The organism is Flavobacterium sp. W21_SRS_FM6 (assembly GCF_052119645.1).
Lineage (GTDB): Bacteria > Pseudomonadota > Gammaproteobacteria > Enterobacterales > Alteromonadaceae > Paraglaciecola.
Genome location: NZ_JBGQOM010000006.1, coordinates 175,428 through 193,664 on the forward strand (window position 1 = coordinate 175,428; position 18,237 = coordinate 193,664).

Genomic DNA, 18,237 nt, shown 5'->3' on the forward strand with positions numbered 1-18,237 from the left:
GAAATATTTGTTCTATTTTAGTTTGGTATTTAATGATTCATTAACAAATAGAGAGTACGGATATCCATGCACGGAGAAAAGAATTTAGATGTTATTTGCTTGGGGCGAGCGTCGGTGGATTTATACGGACAGCAAATAGGCAACCGTCTGCAAGATATTTCGTCTTTTGCTAAATCCCTTGGCGGGTCTTCCTGCAATATTTGTTTTGGTACCGCAAGGCTTGGGCTGCGCTCTTCCATGTTAACCCGCGTGGGAGACGAACAATTTGGCGAGTTTATCCGCGAAGAGCTTCAGCGTGCAGGTGTAGATACCAGCCACGTGATAACTGATCCTGAGCGTTTAACCGCTCTGGCTATCTTGTCCATTAAAACCAAAGAAGAATTCCCATTGTTGTTTTATCGCGCTGATTGCGCCGATATGGCCATCGATGTGAGTGATTTCGACGAAGCTTATATTGCCTCCTCCCGTTCTCTGTTAATCACCGGTACGCATTTTTCAACCCCACATGTGGACAAAGTAGCACGCCAAGCCATTGAATATGCACGTAAAAATAATACAAAGGTTATATTAGATATCGACTATCGCCCGGTCTTGTGGGGCTTAACTCGTCCTGGCGATGGTGATACTCGCTTTGTATCAAATCAAAGTGTAAGTGCACATTTACAATCAATTATTCCTTTGTGCGACTTGATTGTTGGTACTGAAGAAGAAGTGCACATTGCTGGTGGTAGCACCGATACCATCAAAGCGCTAAAAGTGATCAGGCAGCACAGTAATGCAGAGATTGTATTAAAACGTGGCGCCATGGGCTGCTCTATCTTTGCTAATGCCATACCCGATAATATTGATGAAGCGCCGTTTTTTGCAGGGGTAAGAGTTGATGTATTAAACGTATTGGGCGCAGGAGATGCCTTTATGTCTGGCTTCTTACGCGGCTGGTTGCGCGGCGACGACTACGCCACAGCATGTGGCTATGCGAATGCCTGCGGAGCCTTGGTAGTGTCACGCCATGGCTGCGCACCAGCTATCCCCACCCCAGAAGAGCTTGATTACTACATCGCCAATCAATACGAAATCGCAAGGCCTGACCTCGACCCTGAACTTAACTACCTCCATCGCGTTACTACCCGCAAATCCGCTAATTGGAGTGAGTTATGTATTTTAGCCTTTGATCATCGCAAACAGTTTGTAGAGATGGCGCAAGAAGCAGGGGCTAACATCTCTCGTATAAGTGTACTAAAGCAACATATTCTGGCGGCACTACAACAAGTGGTTGAGCAGAAAAAAGTATCGCAGCACGTTGGCGTGTTGATTGATGATACCTATGGCCAAGATGCCCTCAATGCGGTGACTGGAAAAAATTGGTGGATAGGTCGCCCTGTTGAAGTCCCTGCTTCAAGGCCGCTTGAGCTTGAAGGTGGACGTTCTATTGGCTCACGTTTAGTCACATGGCCACAAGAACACATCGTTAAATGTTTGGTGTTCATGCACCCGCAAGACGATGTCGCCATGTGGGACATACAATCAAGGCAAATTATAGAGCTATATCGAGCCTGCTGTGTCAGTGGTCATGAATTACTGCTAGAAATCATTCCACCCAGTGATATGGCCGCTGATGACAACACCGTTGCGAATGCCATGGAGATGATTTACAAACTAAACGTCCGTCCAGATTGGTGGAAGTTACCGTCACCCTCTGTTGCTGCCTGGTCAAAGATCAGCGCACTGATTACTCGTTGTGCCCCACATTGCCAAGGCGTTATTTTGTTAGGTTTAGATGCACCACTAGCCCAACTGGCTAAAGGCTTTGCAGACAGTGCGAACTTCCCTTTGTGTAAGGGCTTTGCGGTTGGGCGTTCAATATTTTCAGCGGCAAGTAAATTATGGTTAGCCAATAAAATTTCAGATACCGAGTTGCAAAACCAAGTAGCTGATAATTATCTCACCTTAGTTGAGGCGTGGAATACACGTAAGGACCAGTAAATGCAAACAGTTACATTAACCGCCGCTCAGGCTCTAGTCGCTTTTTTGCGCCAGCAATACATGGTGATTGACGGTGAAGAACAGCCTATTTTTGCTGGGGTATTCGCGATTTTTGGACATGGCAACGTCGCCGGCATGGGTGAGGCTCTAAACCACGTGCGTAAAGAATTTCCAACATACCGAGCACACAACGAGCAAGGTATGGCGCATGCGGCAATTGCCTTTGCCAAAGCCAATCAACGACGCAGAATGATGATGTGTACAACGTCAATCGGCCCTGGGGCAACCAATATGGTTACCGCAGCGGCTTTGGCCCATGCCAACCGGTTACCGGTATTGTTAGTGGTGGGCGATATTTTTGCTAATCGCAAACCAGATCCTGTCTTACAGCAAATCGAAAACTTTGGCGACCCAAGTATTTCTGCCAACGATTGCTTTAGACCTGTTAGCCGCTATTTTGATCGTATTAGTCGTCCAGAACAGATGATTAACAGCCTGCCGGTTGTCATGCAAACTTTACTAGATCCTGTTAATTGTGGGCCAGCCACTTTAGCATTTCCACAAGATGTGCAGGCCGAGGCCTTCGATTTTCCGACGTCTTTATTTGCTAAAAAAGTGCATCGTATCCGTCAGCCGCAAGCAGAAACCTACGAACTTGAACAAGCCCTAGAAGTTCTCAAAAATGCTCGCAAACCGCTGATCATTGCGGGCGGCGGGGTACTTTACTCTGGCGCCGCGGAGGTGTTGTCAGCGTTTGCTAAAGCTCGTCATATTCCGGTAGCAGAAACCCAAGCCGGCAAAGGTTGTTTAACTTGGTCTCATGAATGCGCTGTGGGTGGCATCGGCGTCACGGGAAGCGAAGCGGCGAATCAATTAGCAGCAGAAGCTGATGTGGTGCTGGCTATTGGCACACGTTTGCAAGATTTCACCACGGCTTCGCGCACCTTACTAGAAAGTGCTGATAAAACTCTGATTCAGCTCAATATTGGTAGCTTTGACGCCGCAAAACATAATGCCTTACCACTGGTGGGTGACGCAAAAGCGACGCTTACCCAGTTAAATGAGCAGTTAAGTACGTGGCGCGCAGGGTCGACATGGATAGCGCAAGCGCAAGCGTTAAATGCGCAATGGCAAGCAAAATACCAAGCGCTTACTGCCAATAATAGCCAAGGTTTACCTTCAGATGCCCAAGTATTAGGCGCGGTAAAACGGGCCTCGCAGCCTACTGATGTTGTGGTGTGTGCCGCTGGAGGATTACCGGGTGAGTTACACAAGTTGTGGCGGGCCGAAGGGCCAGGTACTTACCATGTTGAATACGGCTTTTCATGCATGGGCTACGAAATTGCGGGTGGCTTAGGGGTAAAAATGGCCTCTCCTGAGCGTGATGTCATCGTAGTGGTGGGTGATGGTTCGTACATGATGATGAATTCAGAGCTCGCGACATCCGTGATGTTAAAACAAAAACTCATCGTGGTGCTTTTAGATAATCGCGGCTTTGGTTGTATACATCGTCTGCAAAACGGCACCGGTAACGCTGCGTTCAACAATTTGCTTGAAGATTGTGCAGGCGATCATCATGCCATGCAAATTGATTTTGCTATGCATGCTCGCTCTATGGGGGCAGATGCCGAAAAGGTTAGTAATCTTGATGAGTTAGAAAGTGCCATTACCAAGGCCAAAAAAGCCCCAAAAAGTACGCTTATTGTTATTGATACCGACCCTCTCATTAGCACCGATAACGGCAGCTGGTGGGATGTAGCGGTACCTCAGGTTTCCCATAGAAGTGAGGTTAACGCAGCGTATGAAGCGTATGTTAAACAGCAATCAAAACAACCTTATTAATCCATTAAAAAACGTCTTACGAGAAAAAACATGCACACTTTAGGTAATTTTATCAACGGTCAAAACGTCGCAAGTCAAAGTGGTCACTTTGCTGCAATTTACAATCCAGCAACAGGTGAACAAAGCAAGCAAGTGGGTTTATCGAGCGCAGCAGAAACCCAAGCTGCCATTGCCGCTGCCCAAGCCGCATTGCCACAGTGGAGTGCCGTTACCCCACTAAATCGCGCGCGAATTATGTTTAACTTCAAGGCTTTACTTGAAGCAAATAAAGATGAACTGGCCGCCTTAATTACCGCCGAACACGGTAAGGTTTTCTCCGATGCGCAGGGCGAGCTGACCCGCGGTATTGAAGTAGTAGAATTTGCCTGTGGCATTCCGCATTTGCTTAAAGGCGAACAATCGATGAATGTGGGCCGTGGTGTGGATAGTTTTACCCTCATGCAGCCCGTTGGCGTGTGTGCGGGCATCGCACCGTTTAATTTTCCCGCCATGGTACCGCTCTGGATGTTTCCAGTCGCCATTGCCTGTGGCAACACCTTTGTAATGAAACCCTCTGAAAAAGACCCTAGCGTGCCCTTAAGACTTGCAGAACTCCTGAAAGAAGCGGGGCTGCCTGATGGCGTATTTAATGTGGTAAACGGTGATAAAACCTCAGTTGATGTGCTATTAAGCGACCCAGATGTAAAAGCCGTCAGCTTTGTTGGTTCTACGCCAATCGCTGAATATGTTTACCGCACCGGCAGTGCGAACGGTAAACGAGTACAGGCATTAGGTGGCGCTAAAAACCATATGTTGGTAATGCCTGATGCGGATCTTGATGGTGTAGCTGGCGCATTAATGGGTGCAGCATATGGTTCAGCCGGTGAGCGGTGTATGGCTATTTCAGTGGCTGTGTGTGTTGGCGATGCGACGGCAGATAAACTGGTTGCCCGCTTAAAGCAAGAGATTAGTGAGATGCGTGTTGGTCCTGGTATGGGTTTAGATAATGAAGCACATATGGGCCCACTCATCAGCAGACAACACGCTGATAAAGTATTGAGTTATATCGAATCGGGTATCGAAGATGGAGCGCTTTTGTTAGCCGATGGTCGCGATTATCAAGTAGTAGGTAACGAACATGGTTACTTTGTTGGTCCCACTTTATTTGACAACGTGAAGCCTGGCATGCGCATTTATCAAGAAGAAATCTTTGGTCCGGTCCTATGCGTGGTGCGTGTGAATAGTTTTGAGGAAGGACTTGCCTTAATCAACTCCCACGAATATGGAAACGGTACGTCTATTTTCACCGCGAATGGCGAAGCCGCCCATGCCTACACCCATAATGTTCAAGTGGGCATGGTGGGCGTAAACGTTCCAATCCCTGTGCCAATGGCTTTCCATAGTTTTGGCGGCTGGAAACGCTCAATTTTTGGACCATTAAACATGCACGGTCCTGACGGTGTACGTTTTTATACCAAGATGAAAACTATCACTGCTCGTTGGCCAAAAGGGCAGCAAAGTGAAAATCAATTCACTATGCCAACCATGAAATAATCTGCTTGTTTTTACAGCAAATCAGTATGTTAGAGGGAGCTTGTGCTCCCTGCAGCCATCAACAAAGTGCATGAATACCCAAGGAGATAATAACAACATGACGACTGTGCCATTACCTGCACCATATAATCGTGCCTTTTTGCTTGAACATTGCCATTCAATCTTAAATTTTTATGACCCTAGAGTGATAGATAACGAAGGCGGTTATTTTCATAACTATCTGAACAATGGTGACTTATTCGAAAAAGGTATGCGCCAGTTGGTCAGTAGCTGCCGCATTGTGGTGAATTATGCCCGCGCTAGTCGAGAACTACACAAAGCCGAATATCGTGATGTGGCCTTGCATGGCTTAGCCTTTGTTGAACAAGTGCACTGGCGTCCTGATCAGCAAGCTTATGCGTGGTTGTTGGAGGATCACAATCCACTTGATATGACTCAGCAAAACTACGGCTATGCCTTTGTATTATTGATGTATTCAGCCATTCACAAGGCCGGTATTCGCGATGTTGCTGACAAAATTGCCGCCACCTATCAATTAATGGAAAGTCGTTTTTGGCAGAGTGACTATGAGCTCTATGCTGATGAGCTTAGTGCTGATGGTGTGTTGTCTGATTATCGCGGTCAAAATGCCAATATGCACAGTTGCGAAGCGATGATTGCCGCTTACGAAGCCACCCATGAATTGCGTTATTTAAGACGCGCCAAGTTGATTGCACAAAACATCACCGAGCGGCAAGCGGCGTATACAGATGGTCTGATTTGGGAACATTACACCCCTGATTTTAAAGTCGATTGGGACTACAACCTCGATGACCCTAAAAACCTTTATCGTCCTTGGGGATTCCAGCCCGGCCATCAAACCGAATGGAGTAAATTATTATTGGCTATTCATCGTTTGAGTCCTGACCAAGCATTAGTCACTAAAGCGACGTTCCTCTTTGATAAAGCCTTTGACGTGGCTTGGGATCATCAGCATGGCGGTTTGATTTATGGCTTTGACCCACAAGGTAAGTGGTGTGATGACGACAAATACTTTTGGGTGCAAGCCGAAAGCTTCGCCGCTGCGGCCATGCTGTATCAAGAAACGGGTGACAATAAATACAAAGTCGCCTACGAACAGCTCTGGCAATACAGCTGGACCCACATGATCGATCATGAATATGGCGCGTGGTTCCGGTTACTGACAAGAGACAACAAAGCATATTCAAATCAAAAAAGTAGTGCTGGAGCAAAATGTGATTACCACACCCTCTGCGCGTGTTTCGATGTTTTAACTGGTATGGTGTAAGGAGTCAGCGATGCAAAGTTCACAGTCAAACGTTAAAATTAGTCAAAAGCCTGAAGGCTTGAGTATACATTTTGCCTTTGCGGCCATGACCTCGTTGTTTTTTATTTGGGGTTTTATCACTGCACTTAACGACATTCTTTTACCCTACTTAAAAGGGGCATTTAGCCTGAGCTATCTGCAGGCAGGGCTTGTGCAGTTCTGCTTTTTTGGTGCGTATTTTATTGTTTCTCCTTTTGCCGGACGCATGCTCGAAAAAGTAGGGTATAAAAATGGCATCATCATTGGTCTAGGCACAGTCGCCGCGGGGTGCTGTTTGTTTTTTCCCGCAGCAGAAGCAGCGATTTATGCAGTATTTTTATTTGCTTTATTTGTGTTAGCGGCCGGTATCGCTATTTTACAAGTTTCAGCTAACCCTTATGTAGCGGTTCTCGGATCAGAAGAGACCGCCGCTTCGCGTCTTAATTTTGCACAAGCGATTAACTCTTTAGGTCACACTGCGGGCCCCGCCTTTGGGGCAATTTTGATTTTATCGGCTGTAGAGCAAAGCGGTTCAGCTAAGGCTGTCCAGTTACCTTATCTACTTATCGCGGTGGCTTTAGTGGTGGTAGCCTTGGTTTTTTATAAACTGAAGTTGCCTAACATAAGCGAGCATTTAGACGAGTCAAAAGCCGCTAGTCACTTTACCTTGTTTAGCCATAAACATCTCACTTACGGTGTGTTAGCTATCTTTTTATACGTGGGCGCAGAAGTAGCGGTAGGTAGTTACCTAGTCAATTTTTTTATGCAATTGGGTATTGAAGACATGACCACTGTGACCGCCGGCAAAATGGTATCGTATTACTGGGGAGCGGCCATGGTTGGGCGTTTTGCTGGCGCATTGATCATGCGCTATGTGGCACCCACCACTTTACTTGCGATTAATTCAGTCCTCGCGGTAGCGATGATCATTGTTGCGGTAAATTCCAGTGGTGAAATGGCCATGTGGACCATCCTAGCGGTAGGTTTTTTCAATTCTATTATGTTTCCCACTATCTTCACCTTAGCCATACGTGGTTTAGGGGAACACACGGGGCGCGGGTCAGGTTACTTATGTCAGGGCATCGTTGGTGGGGCCATTTTACCTATGATTCAAGGCCAAGCCGCTGACATGATGACTTTGCAATGGAGTTTTCTCATCCCTGCTGTCTGTTACCTTTATATCGCGTGGTATGCCTTACGGGGCAGTCGTGTGAGTGTGCCAGTAGGAGAATCCGCCTCTGACGCTGAGAAGCAAACGAAACACCCGGAGCGCTCATAAATGAATAGCTATTTAAATCGTCGAGGTTTTATCAAAACCAGTTTAGCGGCCTTTAGCGCCAGTTATTTTGCCTCGTTTTCGATAAATGCCAAACAACTTGAGTCTTATTGGAGGCAATTTCAACAGTCTCGCCACCCCAGTCAAAGACCGATTATTAATACGGGTAAGCGACTAGATGTCAGAGACTTTGGGGCTAAAGGCGATGGAAAAACGAAGGATACCAAAGCCATTCAAGCGGCAATTGACGAGGTAGTTAAAAGTGAGCAGCCCGGCACGGTATGCTTGTCTGCTGGCGTTTATCTTAGTGGTAGTTTGCGCCTCGGCAGCCAAGTTAACCTGCAAATTGACAAACAGGCGATGTTACTAGGCAGTACCGACATTCAGGATTACGAGGATGCGCAGGGCAATATTCTCGCATTATTGGCTGGCGATCACTGTGAGTCTGTTTCCATTAGCGGTGAAGGCACAATTGATGGGCAGGGCAGGCAGTTGGCATTAAATATTAATCGGCTCCATCATGGGGGAAAGCGGGTTGAGGCCGACTTTAACGAGCGTAGAAATCGTTCCAGACATCGCCCTAACGTTGTTGCACTTCATCACTGTCAAAAAATAAAAATCTATGATGTCACCATTAAAAATGGTGCCTTTTGGGTGCAACATTACGCGGCTTGCCAAGATGTAATGATAGATAACATCGTGGTGGACAGTGACGCCTTTTGGAACAATGATGGCATTGACATAAACGATTGCAGAAATGTCCGCATTACCGGTTGTTTTGTGAATGCCGCCGACGACGCCATTTGTCTAAAATCGACCACTGGCGGCGAGTTTCACAACGACAAGGTTTACATTGGGAATTGTGTAATGCGTTCCAGTTCGAACGGCATAAAGTTTGGGACTGAATCGATGCATGGTTTTACTAACGTGACTATAGAAAATATTCGCGTGTTTGATACTTACCGCTCAGCGATTGCCTTAGAAACTGTTGATGGCGCTAAGCTTGAAAATGTGCACATAGATGGGGTAGATGCGAGTAATGTCGGGTGTGCCATTTTCATCCGCTTAGGTCAAAGAAACCGAGATGTACCGCAAAATACTCCCTTAGGCACACTTAAGAATGTGGTGATTAAAAACCTCAAGGCAGAAATTTCCGCAAGCCGCGCCGATGAAGATTATGAAGTGCGCGGACCGGGTCTAAATACCTTTTTTAATCCTATTCCCTCGTCAATTACTGGTTTGCCAGATGCAGCAGTTGAAAACATTCGGTTAGAAAACATTGATATTACCTATCCAGGTCGAGCGAACAAGGGCTTAGCTTATCGGCCTTATGACCAGTTGTTTTTAGTACCACAAGAGCGCGATGCTTACCCTGAATACACCATGTTTGGCGAACTTCCCGCTTGGGGTTTATATGTAAGGCATGCCAAGAACGTAGAGCTGATAAATATTACATTGAGGGTCAATGAGGCTGATTTTAGGCCTGCATTTGTGTTTGATGATGTAAGTGGCTTAAAGCTCAAACAAAGTAAAATCCATGCGCACAATGACAAGCATTTGATACTGCATGATGTCAAAGGACTGTCTGTGGAAGGGGTGTTAGCGCTAGATACAAACAAACAACTTGCGCCTGTTAAACAGGATGCGTGGTATCAGAGCGCCAGCTGAAGTTAAGTTAGTGATACAAACTAAAGGCCCCTAAAAAAGCTAACGTTTATGCTTGAACAGAAAAATGAGCGTTTGGGGGTTTATAGCAATCCGTAACGATAGGAGCTTACTCAGCAAGAACTTAAACCCTGAAACAAGGCGCTTGAATGAAAAAATAGTAGGGCTCTTTCGAGTTCGAGCAACCCAGAGTAAGGACTTTTATACCCTAACCTCTGTTTTGGAGCAAAAGAGAAGGCATCAGCCACTGACGTTTAGCCCCAATCTTGTATCCAAACAGATATCAGAACCCTCAGAAGCTAAAAGATACCCGAGTGCTTATCAATAATCTCAGTTTGGTGGTTAAGCCGAACCCGCTATTTATTGGCTGCCACGCTGGTTGACGCTCGAATAACTAATTCTCCATCAAAAATTTGCGTGCCGTCTGGCCCTCTGGCTGGTACTTGTGATTTTTTATCTTTGAGGCGGCCAATCAATAAACACGCGGCTTGATAACCGATAGTCAACAGTGGATGGCGAATGGTGGTAATGTTAGGCCACACTTTGGTTGTGAGGGCGATGTCATCAATGCCGCACACGGAAATGTCCTGAGGCACTTTTAAATTTCTACTTTGTATTTCGTACAGTACACCCAGCGCCATTTCATCATTGGCGGCAAAAATAGCGGTAGGGCGCGGCGTTTTATTCAACAAGGTCGCGGCGGCATCGATACCTGATTGATAGGTGTAATAACCTTGTGCGATCAAGGCCTCGTTGACTTTTAAGCCCGCTTCTGCAAATGCTTGGCGATATCCTGCTTCACTGCGCTGACTTGATTGCTGATCGGGATGCCCCAACACAAAACCGATGTGCCTATGTTGCAATTTTAGCAGGTAGTTGGTCATGTCATAACTGGCTTTTGTTGAATTAAAGCCAAGTGACTCGCCGCGATTAAGATCTTTAGGGCCGATACGTAAATAACTGACGTTTTTTCTGTCTAACATTTCGAGCAATTCGATTTTGTCGCACATCGGCGGGCGTAAAATTAAACCGTCGACCAAGGTACTGTCGATATATTCTTCTACTTCTTGTACCAGAGTAGGGGAGCGGTAGTTGCAGTCATATAAAAACAGACCCATTTGTTCTTCAGTACAGCCTTGGAGTATGCCTTTTTGCAAGTTCATCAAATAGCCGGGGCTAGTATTGTCTGACACCAATGCAATAAATAACGACCTGTTTTTGGCCAGCGCCATACCCAGTGGATTGCGTTTAAATCCGAGCTCTTGAATGGCCATCTGTACTTTTTGGCGCATTTCGTCTTTAACGTTAGCTTCATTATTTATGACGCGTGATACGGTTTTCTTGGATACACCGGCATGACGGGCTACATCCATAATGGTGACTGATGCCATACTTATTTACCTGTTATTTTCGGCTACGTTTGAATCTAAATGCCTTGCTATGCAGCATGATCATATATAACCGCTTTATTTACTAGAAGAAAGCGCTATTCAGCGAAAAGCGTACGATGAAATGTAGGGCATTGTTTAAATCAATGTTGTGTGTTTTTTGTTAAATTGTTTGATTTTATTTGTTATATGATTTTAGTTATAAAGGGATTTGACACCGGTGTCAAATCCCTTTATAACTTATTGATATCTTCGGACAACGCTGTTCATCATTATTGCTTTGGTCTATTTTTTCGTCATTTGACGACATTAATCTACCAATAGCGCGAGATTTAGCATTTTAGATGATCCAGCCCTATTACATCGTGAGAAAAAATCCATGTCGGCCAGCAGATTAAATTTAGCTTTGCTTGAAAAACAGCAAATCAGCACGTACCGCCAAGCAGAAAAACCAATCAGTATTGTGCATTTAGGCATCGGTGCCTTCCACCGTGCCCATCAAGCTTGGTATACCGATAAGGTAAATTTACTGCAAGAAAATGAACCTTGGTACATTGCTGGGGTGTCATTGCGTAGCAGTAGTGTGCAAAAGCAGTTACAACCACAAGATGGATTGTACAATGTCGTCGAGTTTGACGCAGACTTTCAACATACCCAACTTGTGCAAGCTGTTTCGCAAGTGCTGGTGGCGCCCGACTCACCTGAACGTGTACTTGAATTAATGGCGCAAGAGCACACTAAAATTATCTCACTGACGGTGACTGAAAAGGGATATTGCCACGATCCTGCAACAGGGCGGCTAAACCTTGACCATCCAGATATCAAACATGATTTAGCCAATGCTAATGCGCCCAAATCAGCTATTGGCTATTTGGTGTTTAGTTTGCAGCGCCGGTTTAAGCTCGAAGCCACAGGGGTTACCGTGCTGTGTTGTGACAATCTGCCGCAAAATGGCCACACCCTAGCTGGGCTTGTAGGTGAGTTTGCTAAGCGCATTGACCCTGCTTTAGCATCGTGGATTGTGGACAACGTAAGCTTTCCGAACAGTATGGTAGACCGCATTGTGCCAGCCACAACCGAAGAGGATATCCAACAACACGCTCTAACCGGACGAGAAGATCGTGGGTTAGTTAAAACAGAGCGCTTTAGCCAGTGGGTAATTGAAGATAATTTTATTGTGGGTAGGCCGGCTTGGGAACAAGTTGGCGTGTCACTGGTTTGTGCAGTAGAGCCATTTGAAAAAGCCAAATTGCGTTTACTAAACGGTGCTCATTCGGCACTAGCCTATCTTGGTTATTTGAACGGCTACCAATTTGTGCATCAAGTCATGCAAGATAAATCCTTTGTCGTTTTTTTACGTCACATGATGCGCAACGAGATTTTACCCACTTTAGTCGCACCAAAAGGGATGATACTTGAGGACTATATAGAGCAATTGCTGACTCGTTTTACTAACCCTAACTTACACCATCGAACTTACCAAATTGCCATGGACGGTTCGCAAAAGTTGCCGCAGCGCTTGTTAAATACCATTGAAGATCGTTTAAATAACAATGCGTCTTTTGACTGCTTGTGTTTTGCGGTAGCGGGTTGGTTGCGTTATTCCATGGCATTTGATGGCAAAGGTGAGCCAATTGAAGTGCAAGACCCTTATGCCCGCGAACTTTTTGCCATTCAGCAAGCGCACTTTTATCAGATAGACGATCTAATCGATAACTACTTGTCCTTCGACAAAGTGTTTTCAAGGCAACTAGCGCAGTCAGAATTATTCTGCTCTCGCTTGAAATATTGGCTCGGTATTATCTTGGCAAACGGGATTAATACCGCACTGAAAGTGTTATTGATTGAGGTCAAATAGCCTCAGGCAAACACACGAATATTAATCAAACGGCATATGAACTAAGCATAAGGCGATATGCCAGCAAGTAGCGGATAGCCTCGGTAGGCAGTTGGATAGGACAAAGAAAAGATATGATAAACGTAACAATGTGGAACGAATGTCGTCATGAAGTAGAAGATGAAGAAGTGGCCGAGGTTTACCCAGAAACCATCGGTGGCTGCATCGTCAATATGCTTGAGCCTTATGGCTTTAACTTAAGGTCAGTTACCCTTGATGACGAGCATCAAGGCTTGAGTGACGAGCTAATTGCTCATACTGATGTACTGATTTGGTGGGGCCATCGCTACCATGATGAGGTGTCTGATCAGCTGGTAGATAAACTGCAAAAACGAGTGCTTGAAGGCATGGGTTTGATTGTTTTGCACTCAGGTCACCATGCCAAAATATTTAAGCGTTTATTGGGAACCAGTTGTAACTTAAGTTGGCGTGAAGCCGAAGGTGGTGAGCGTGAGCGCTTATGGTGTTTAAAGCCTTCTCATCCTATCGCTGCCGGGATCCCGCCGCATATTGAGCTGCCAGAGTCTGAAATGTACGGTGAGCCTTTTGATATCCCAGATCCCGATGAATTAATTTTTAACTCGTGGTATCAAGGCGGTGAGGTGTTGCGCAGTGGTTGTACCTTTACTCGCGGACGAGGCAAGATATTCTTCTTTTCGCCTGGCCACGAAACCTTCCCGATTTTTCGTAATGAACACATCATTCGGATTATCGCTAATGCAATTAAATGGAGCAATCAGGCTCATCAAGATGGTTGGTTTTTTGAAAATTGGGGGCGTCCTGAGCCTCTAGAAAAGGGCGCACCACGGCAAACCTACTTTAAAAAACCCCGTAAACTGATGGTGGCTGAAAAGCTTGCGGCTAAAAATGCAAAAAATACTAAATAAGCCATGTCTCGTTAGATCGAACATAAATAAAGCTGCCCGTTGGCAGCTTTATTTATATCGGAGTCATACTTTATAAAACGATAGTTTTGCCGTCAGCGCCAGCGCTGTCTTTAATGGCATCCCACAATTTCGCCATTGCAAGGCCTTGCTGAATATCCGAAGGATTAACAATATCACCCTGAATGGTTTGCATGAACACGTTCATCAAGTTATTGGCTGATTCTTGTTCTTTGCGTACCACGTGACCTGTACTGTCTTCAATTTCAATCCAGCGGCCCCATGCACAAATACGCACTACGTAGTGGGTAAAGTAACACTCAATACGCGAAGTACAGCGAATACTGTTGCCGCAAGCATGCAGGTTAAACAGCGTGCCGTTGGCTAATTCTCCGCTCACCGTCGTGACGATATCAACGGGGTAGTTCATGTTCTGCATATTCGCGGTAATGTTGCGCAGTGGGCTATTCATTATCATTGAGACGGTATTCATCATGTGTGCGCCGGTATCAAACATAAAACCGCCGCCAGAGATCTCAGGTACTTGTTTCCAGTGGCCTTCATAGGTCGTAGCCCAGTTTTCCCAAATTGACGCGGTCACACTAACTAGTTCGCCGTAGGTCTTTTCTTGGACGTCTTTTTTAAGTTGATGAACCAAAGGAGATAAGCCGCCTTGGTAAGCGACCACTAAGGTTTTACCAGACTGTTCTTGTGCAGCAATTAAGCGCTCGGCTTCGGCAACACTGGTAACCATTGGCTTTTCAAGCAAGACATCTAAACCCAACTGCAGCGCCATTTCAGCCTGCTCAGCGTGATTAGCGTGAGGCGTACAAATATATACCGCATCCAAATTATCTTGCTGACTTTGCAGCAATTCTTGCCAGCTTGAAAAGAAAGCGGGCTGAGCTTGCGCTTGTTGCTGTGCGATACGGCCAATATTTTCCATAGCTTGGGCATTGGGGTCCATCACTGCTTGAATACTGATATCCTCTCGGGCTATCCACGTTTCGATATACTGGGTCGCTTTTTTACCACAACCGATCACGGCTAATCTTAGCGTCACTCACTATCTCCTAAGTACCACACAGAGCCAGAATTCTCTCTCCATGTCTTTGTACAATTAAATTTATTTGCTATCTGATACCAACATTAAATTTCATCTTGACACCGGTGTCAAGATCCGTGATATTGAAAATGTGATTATTTTGTTAAATTACCTCGATAAGGTGTTTGCAGTGTGAAGAGTTTTGTTAACGTGTATTTTACGAGTTGCTTGGAGACTCACGGTGGGCGTTTTTATTATGGGGTCGATTGACTGATGGTTAAGTATGTATACAGCCTATTAGCGGTAGTGGCACTTAATGCAATCGTGCCTGCCAATGTGCTTGCTCAGGATTTAGCAAAAAAGTCTACTTTGGTGATTGCCGAACACCGAGCAGCAAGACTTGAAGCCTTATATAGCCTGCAAGACAAGTTAGAGCAGCAATTAGGTGTTCAGCTCAAAATTGTTGAGTATCCGGCACCAGCGCAAGACTATTTTACTAAATTGGTGACCGAGTTAAGAGCAGGCAATGCGCCAGATGTTTTCACTATTCCTAGGGATCTACAATTGGATGATCTCGCGGCCGCAGGTTATTTAGTTGATCTGTCTGGTGCTATGGAAAATTGGGATGGCTATCAACATTTACCAGAGCTGATTAAGTTGTTGTCGAAGGGTAGCTTCGATGGTCACAACTATGCGGTGCCATCTATTGTTGCGGTTGAACAGCTTTACTATCGCCATGATTTGCTAGAACAAGCAGGTATCAGTACCGCTCAACCCACCAGTTGGGACGACCTGCTGAATCGGGCCAGACAAATTAAACACGTAACAGGGCAGTTTCCTTTGTTGTTTCCGGCAGGATTAACCTGGGGTATGGGGTCGTACACCGAGGGTTATCGTTATTTATTGGCAGGTTTTGCCGACTATCAATTATTAGACCAGCAAGGCAGGTATCGGCTCGGCGAAAAAGCGCCCCTTGAGGCCTTTAAGTTTTATCAAACCTTGGTTGATGAACAGTTAATGCCAATCAAACCCCTACTCAATCCAGAACCTTGGGTTATTCCTAAATACGAAATGTTCCCTAAAGGTCAATTGATGATCACCACCTGCGGTACGTGGTGCCGCGTATTTGATTGGGGAGAAAATAGTCGTAATCCTATTGCGAATATTGAGCAAGCGGTCGGTACATGGAAAATCCCAAGTGCAGATGGCTCTGACCCTTTTGTGCTCGCGTCTATGGTTTACGCATGGGCCGTGAACGCTAAATCACGTCAAGCGGATTTGGCTATAAAGTTAGCGCTTGCGCTTGGGGACAACGATGTGGCCATTACCTATGCGCAAAAGCTAGGCAATGTACCCGCTCGTTTAGATGCCGAGCTTCATCCGGATTACGCCAGTTTGGGCATACTTGCTCAGGCTCACAAGTTATTACCTCGGGCGCGAGCATTGCGCACCACAGTAGGCTCAAATGCCGTGATGGCAGGGGTTGCTCGCGCAACTGAGGCAGTGATAATTGGCCGAGAAGACGCTGCTGGAGCACAACAACTATTGGAAGATTACGTCAGCAGTGTCTTGGGCGACGAAGCAGTAAGTAGGAATCAATAATGGCAATGAGTTTTGAACGAAAAAGGCAGCTGGGTTATCGCATGATGATGGCGCCCGCCTTGATATTAATGGGGGCCTTTATTGTATTTCCTGCGTTTTATGCCTTCTCTTTGAGTTTGACGAATGATGCTTTATTAGGCTTTGCTGCCAAAGAATCCTCTTTTGTGGGATTGCGTAATTTCAGCCGTTTATTTAGTGATCCCTTATTTTGGAATTCACTCAAAGTGACTTTGATTTTTGTAATCGGTTCGGCGGTGATTGGTCAGTTTGTTTTGGGGTTTGCCGCTGCCGTATGTTTGCAACGAGATATAAAATATAAATCTATCTTTAATGCCATTATTTGCTTGCCGAATGCCGTACCAGAAATGGTGGTCGGTTTTTTATGGATCTCGATGTATGCCAGTGGCGACTACGGTACCTTAAATCGCATTGTTGCGTGGTTTGGGGTTGACCCACAGCAGTGGCTGTACACCTTTCCTCTCTTTTCGATCATCATCGTAAACACATGGCGGGGTATCGCGTTTTCCATGATTTTGTTGACCTCTGGTCTAGCGTCGATCCCTAAAGACATTTACGAAGCGGCTCGAGTCGACGGTGCGACCGACAAACAAATCTTTATGCGTATTACTTTGCCAATGATGATGCCAACTATCTTTCTGTATATGTTTGTTTCAACCGTAACGACCTTCGCCATTTTTGGTTTGGTTTATACCCTCAGTCGAGGCGGGCCGGCTAATAGCACTGAAATACTCGGTATCTATATTTACAACCAGTCCTTCACCTCATTTCAGCTTGGTTATGGCGCTGCCGTCGCAGTGGTCAGTTTGGTGGTGTCTATGCTGATCGGATTCTTGTATGTGCGTGCGTTAAAGGTTGAGGTGTAGGATGTCGCTAGAAACAAATGTAGTTACACAACGTTATAGCAGCGCAGAGCAAGCAACAAATCGAAAAACGTATTTCACGCTTATTTTGATTTCTCTGTACTGTATTGTGCCGTTTTTTTGGGTTTTACTGGCTGCCTTCGATCCCAAGGCCAGCCAATTCTTGCGTTTACCAGACGAGATAACCTTTGGCCACTTTTGGAATTTATTTGCTAATGAAAATGGCTTGCGCTGGATATTTAACTCGGTTCTTATCATTGGTATTGCAACCCTATTAACCCTGGTGTTTGCTGGCTTTGGTGGTTATGCCCTATCACGCACGCAAGCATGGTGGAAACGTCCTTTGTTGTACGCCATTATTTTGGTGCGCATCGTACCACCACCCGCCTTAATTGTGCCCGTATACAAGGTGATGTTGGCTTTAAACGATATGGTCAACAGCGCAATTCTCAATATTACTGATGACATAGAAACTCAAGTGATGCTGAGCCGCATGTTTTCTTTTGTTGATGGTTATTTAGGGCTAATACTTATTCATACCGCGATGCAATTGCCTTTGGCCATTTGGATCATGAAAACCTTTTTTGATGCCATTCCTAAAGACTATGAAGAAGCGGCGGCGCTAGATGGTGCCAGTCAAATGCAAACCGTGCGAAGAGTGCTTATTCCGTTAGCGTTGCCGGGTTTTGCCGCTGCGGGTCTGTTTGCTTTTATCAACGCATGGGGCGATTTTTTAATGCCCTTAATGTTCACCTCATCACCTGAACTACAAACCTTGCCACTTGGCATGTTTAGAGCGTTTTTACGGGTTGACGCCATTGATTATGGATTTCTTACCGCACTGGCTGTTATCTACACACTACCAGCCGTTATTGCATTTTCGTTTGCTAGAAAGTTTCTGACTCAGACTTTTTCTGGTGGAGTTAAGGGTTAAA

The 18,237-nt window shown here is 45.6% G+C and carries 13 protein-coding genes; 11 read left to right on the plus strand and 2 right to left on the minus strand.

Annotated features, from left to right (window positions below):
- Positions 1 to 66: 66 nt before the first annotated feature.
- The 6 genes from ACEN2L_RS12075 to ACEN2L_RS12100 all read left to right on the plus strand — a co-directional run bounded on the left by ACEN2L_RS12075 (position 67) and on the right by ACEN2L_RS12100 (position 9,608).
- The gene (locus tag ACEN2L_RS12075; RefSeq protein WP_441744020.1) at positions 67 to 1,983 is read left to right on the plus strand and encodes a bifunctional 5-dehydro-2-deoxygluconokinase/5-dehydro-2-deoxyphosphogluconate aldolase; all 1,917 of its coding nucleotides are present in this window, start codon (positions 67 to 69) and stop codon (positions 1,981 to 1,983) included.
- Positions 1,984 to 3,825 (plus strand): 3D-(3,5/4)-trihydroxycyclohexane-1,2-dione acylhydrolase (decyclizing), encoded by a 1,842-nt coding sequence (gene iolD, locus ACEN2L_RS12080; protein ID WP_441744022.1) that lies wholly within the window; start codon positions 1,984 to 1,986, stop codon positions 3,823 to 3,825.
- A 30-nt stretch (positions 3,826 to 3,855) separates the two neighbouring features.
- Positions 3,856 to 5,358, plus strand: a complete 1,503-nt coding sequence (locus ACEN2L_RS12085) for a CoA-acylating methylmalonate-semialdehyde dehydrogenase (protein ID WP_441744024.1) — start codon at positions 3,856 to 3,858, stop codon at positions 5,356 to 5,358.
- A gap of 97 nt (positions 5,359 to 5,455) precedes the next feature.
- Positions 5,456 to 6,646 carry an AGE family epimerase/isomerase gene (locus tag ACEN2L_RS12090; RefSeq protein ID WP_306024433.1) on the plus strand — a complete coding sequence of 397 codons (1,191 nt, stop codon included), beginning with the start codon at positions 5,456 to 5,458 and terminating at the stop codon, positions 6,644 to 6,646.
- A gap of 10 nt (positions 6,647 to 6,656) precedes the next feature.
- Positions 6,657 to 7,943, plus strand: a complete 1,287-nt coding sequence (locus ACEN2L_RS12095) for a sugar MFS transporter (protein ID WP_441744026.1) — start codon at positions 6,657 to 6,659, stop codon at positions 7,941 to 7,943.
- A complete protein-coding gene (locus ACEN2L_RS12100; RefSeq protein WP_441744028.1) occupies positions 7,944 to 9,608 on the plus strand; it encodes a glycoside hydrolase family 28 protein in 1,665 nt (554 codons plus the stop codon).
- A gap of 353 nt (positions 9,609 to 9,961) precedes the next feature.
- Here the strand turns inward: ACEN2L_RS12100 and ACEN2L_RS12105 are convergent, their stop codons facing one another.
- On the minus strand, positions 9,962 to 10,996 hold the full coding sequence (locus ACEN2L_RS12105) for a LacI family DNA-binding transcriptional regulator (protein WP_441744030.1): 1,035 nt from the start codon (positions 10,994 to 10,996) through the stop codon (positions 9,962 to 9,964).
- Between the two features lie 376 nt (positions 10,997 to 11,372).
- Between ACEN2L_RS12105 and ACEN2L_RS12110 the strand changes: the two genes are divergently transcribed.
- Together ACEN2L_RS12110 and ACEN2L_RS12115 are read left to right on the plus strand one after the other, a co-directional pair.
- Positions 11,373 to 12,851 carry a mannitol dehydrogenase family protein gene (locus ACEN2L_RS12110; RefSeq protein WP_441744032.1) on the plus strand — a complete coding sequence of 493 codons (1,479 nt, stop codon included), beginning with the start codon at positions 11,373 to 11,375 and terminating at the stop codon, positions 12,849 to 12,851.
- Positions 12,852 to 12,964: 113 nt separating this feature from the next.
- Positions 12,965 to 13,777, plus strand: coding sequence for a ThuA domain-containing protein (locus ACEN2L_RS12115; protein WP_306024439.1), 813 nt, complete (start codon positions 12,965 to 12,967; stop codon positions 13,775 to 13,777).
- A 70-nt stretch (positions 13,778 to 13,847) separates the two neighbouring features.
- Here ACEN2L_RS12115 and ACEN2L_RS12120 read toward each other — a convergent pair whose 3' ends face one another.
- Entirely contained in the window at positions 13,848 to 14,837 is a 990-nt protein-coding gene (locus ACEN2L_RS12120) for a Gfo/Idh/MocA family protein (protein WP_306024440.1), read from the minus strand.
- A gap of 255 nt (positions 14,838 to 15,092) precedes the next feature.
- Between ACEN2L_RS12120 and ACEN2L_RS12125 the strand changes: the two genes are divergently transcribed.
- The 3 genes from ACEN2L_RS12125 to ACEN2L_RS12135 are packed head-to-tail and all read left to right on the plus strand — an operon-like array spanning position 15,093 to position 18,236.
- On the plus strand, positions 15,093 to 16,421 hold the full coding sequence (locus ACEN2L_RS12125; RefSeq protein WP_441744034.1) for an ABC transporter substrate-binding protein: 1,329 nt from the start codon (positions 15,093 to 15,095) through the stop codon (positions 16,419 to 16,421).
- Positions 16,421 to 17,305 carry a carbohydrate ABC transporter permease gene (locus tag ACEN2L_RS12130; RefSeq protein ID WP_441744036.1) on the plus strand — a complete coding sequence of 295 codons (885 nt, stop codon included), beginning with the start codon at positions 16,421 to 16,423 and terminating at the stop codon, positions 17,303 to 17,305. Before ACEN2L_RS12125 ends, ACEN2L_RS12130 begins: the two co-directional genes overlap by 1 nt.
- 1 nt (position 17,306) lies before the next feature.
- A complete protein-coding gene (locus tag ACEN2L_RS12135; RefSeq protein ID WP_306024443.1) occupies positions 17,307 to 18,236 on the plus strand; it encodes a carbohydrate ABC transporter permease in 930 nt (309 codons plus the stop codon).
- Position 18,237 lies beyond the last annotated feature (1 nt).

Bases quoted from the DNA above. Each gene is read 5' to 3' on its own strand.
- ACEN2L_RS12130 (WP_441744036.1), top strand. From the start codon at position 16,421: ATGGCAATGAGTTTTGAACGAAAAAGGCAGCTGGGTTATCGCATGATG.
- ACEN2L_RS12135 (WP_306024443.1), top strand. From the start codon at position 17,307: ATGTCGCTAGAAACAAATGTAGTTACACAACGTTATAGCAGCGCAGAG.
- ACEN2L_RS12100 (WP_441744028.1), top strand. From the start codon at position 7,944: ATGAATAGCTATTTAAATCGTCGAGGTTTTATCAAAACCAGTTTAGCG.
- ACEN2L_RS12090 (WP_306024433.1), top strand. From the start codon at position 5,456: ATGACGACTGTGCCATTACCTGCACCATATAATCGTGCCTTTTTGCTT.
- ACEN2L_RS12110 (WP_441744032.1), top strand. From the start codon at position 11,373: ATGTCGGCCAGCAGATTAAATTTAGCTTTGCTTGAAAAACAGCAAATC.
- ACEN2L_RS12075 (WP_441744020.1), top strand. From the start codon at position 67: ATGCACGGAGAAAAGAATTTAGATGTTATTTGCTTGGGGCGAGCGTCG.
- ACEN2L_RS12105 (WP_441744030.1), bottom strand. From the start codon at position 10,996: ATGGCATCAGTCACCATTATGGATGTAGCCCGTCATGCCGGTGTATCC.
- iolD (WP_441744022.1), top strand. From the start codon at position 1,984: ATGCAAACAGTTACATTAACCGCCGCTCAGGCTCTAGTCGCTTTTTTG.
- ACEN2L_RS12125 (WP_441744034.1), top strand. From the start codon at position 15,093: ATGGTTAAGTATGTATACAGCCTATTAGCGGTAGTGGCACTTAATGCA.
- ACEN2L_RS12085 (WP_441744024.1), top strand. From the start codon at position 3,856: ATGCACACTTTAGGTAATTTTATCAACGGTCAAAACGTCGCAAGTCAA.
- ACEN2L_RS12095 (WP_441744026.1), top strand. From the start codon at position 6,657: ATGCAAAGTTCACAGTCAAACGTTAAAATTAGTCAAAAGCCTGAAGGC.
- ACEN2L_RS12115 (WP_306024439.1), top strand. From the start codon at position 12,965: ATGATAAACGTAACAATGTGGAACGAATGTCGTCATGAAGTAGAAGAT.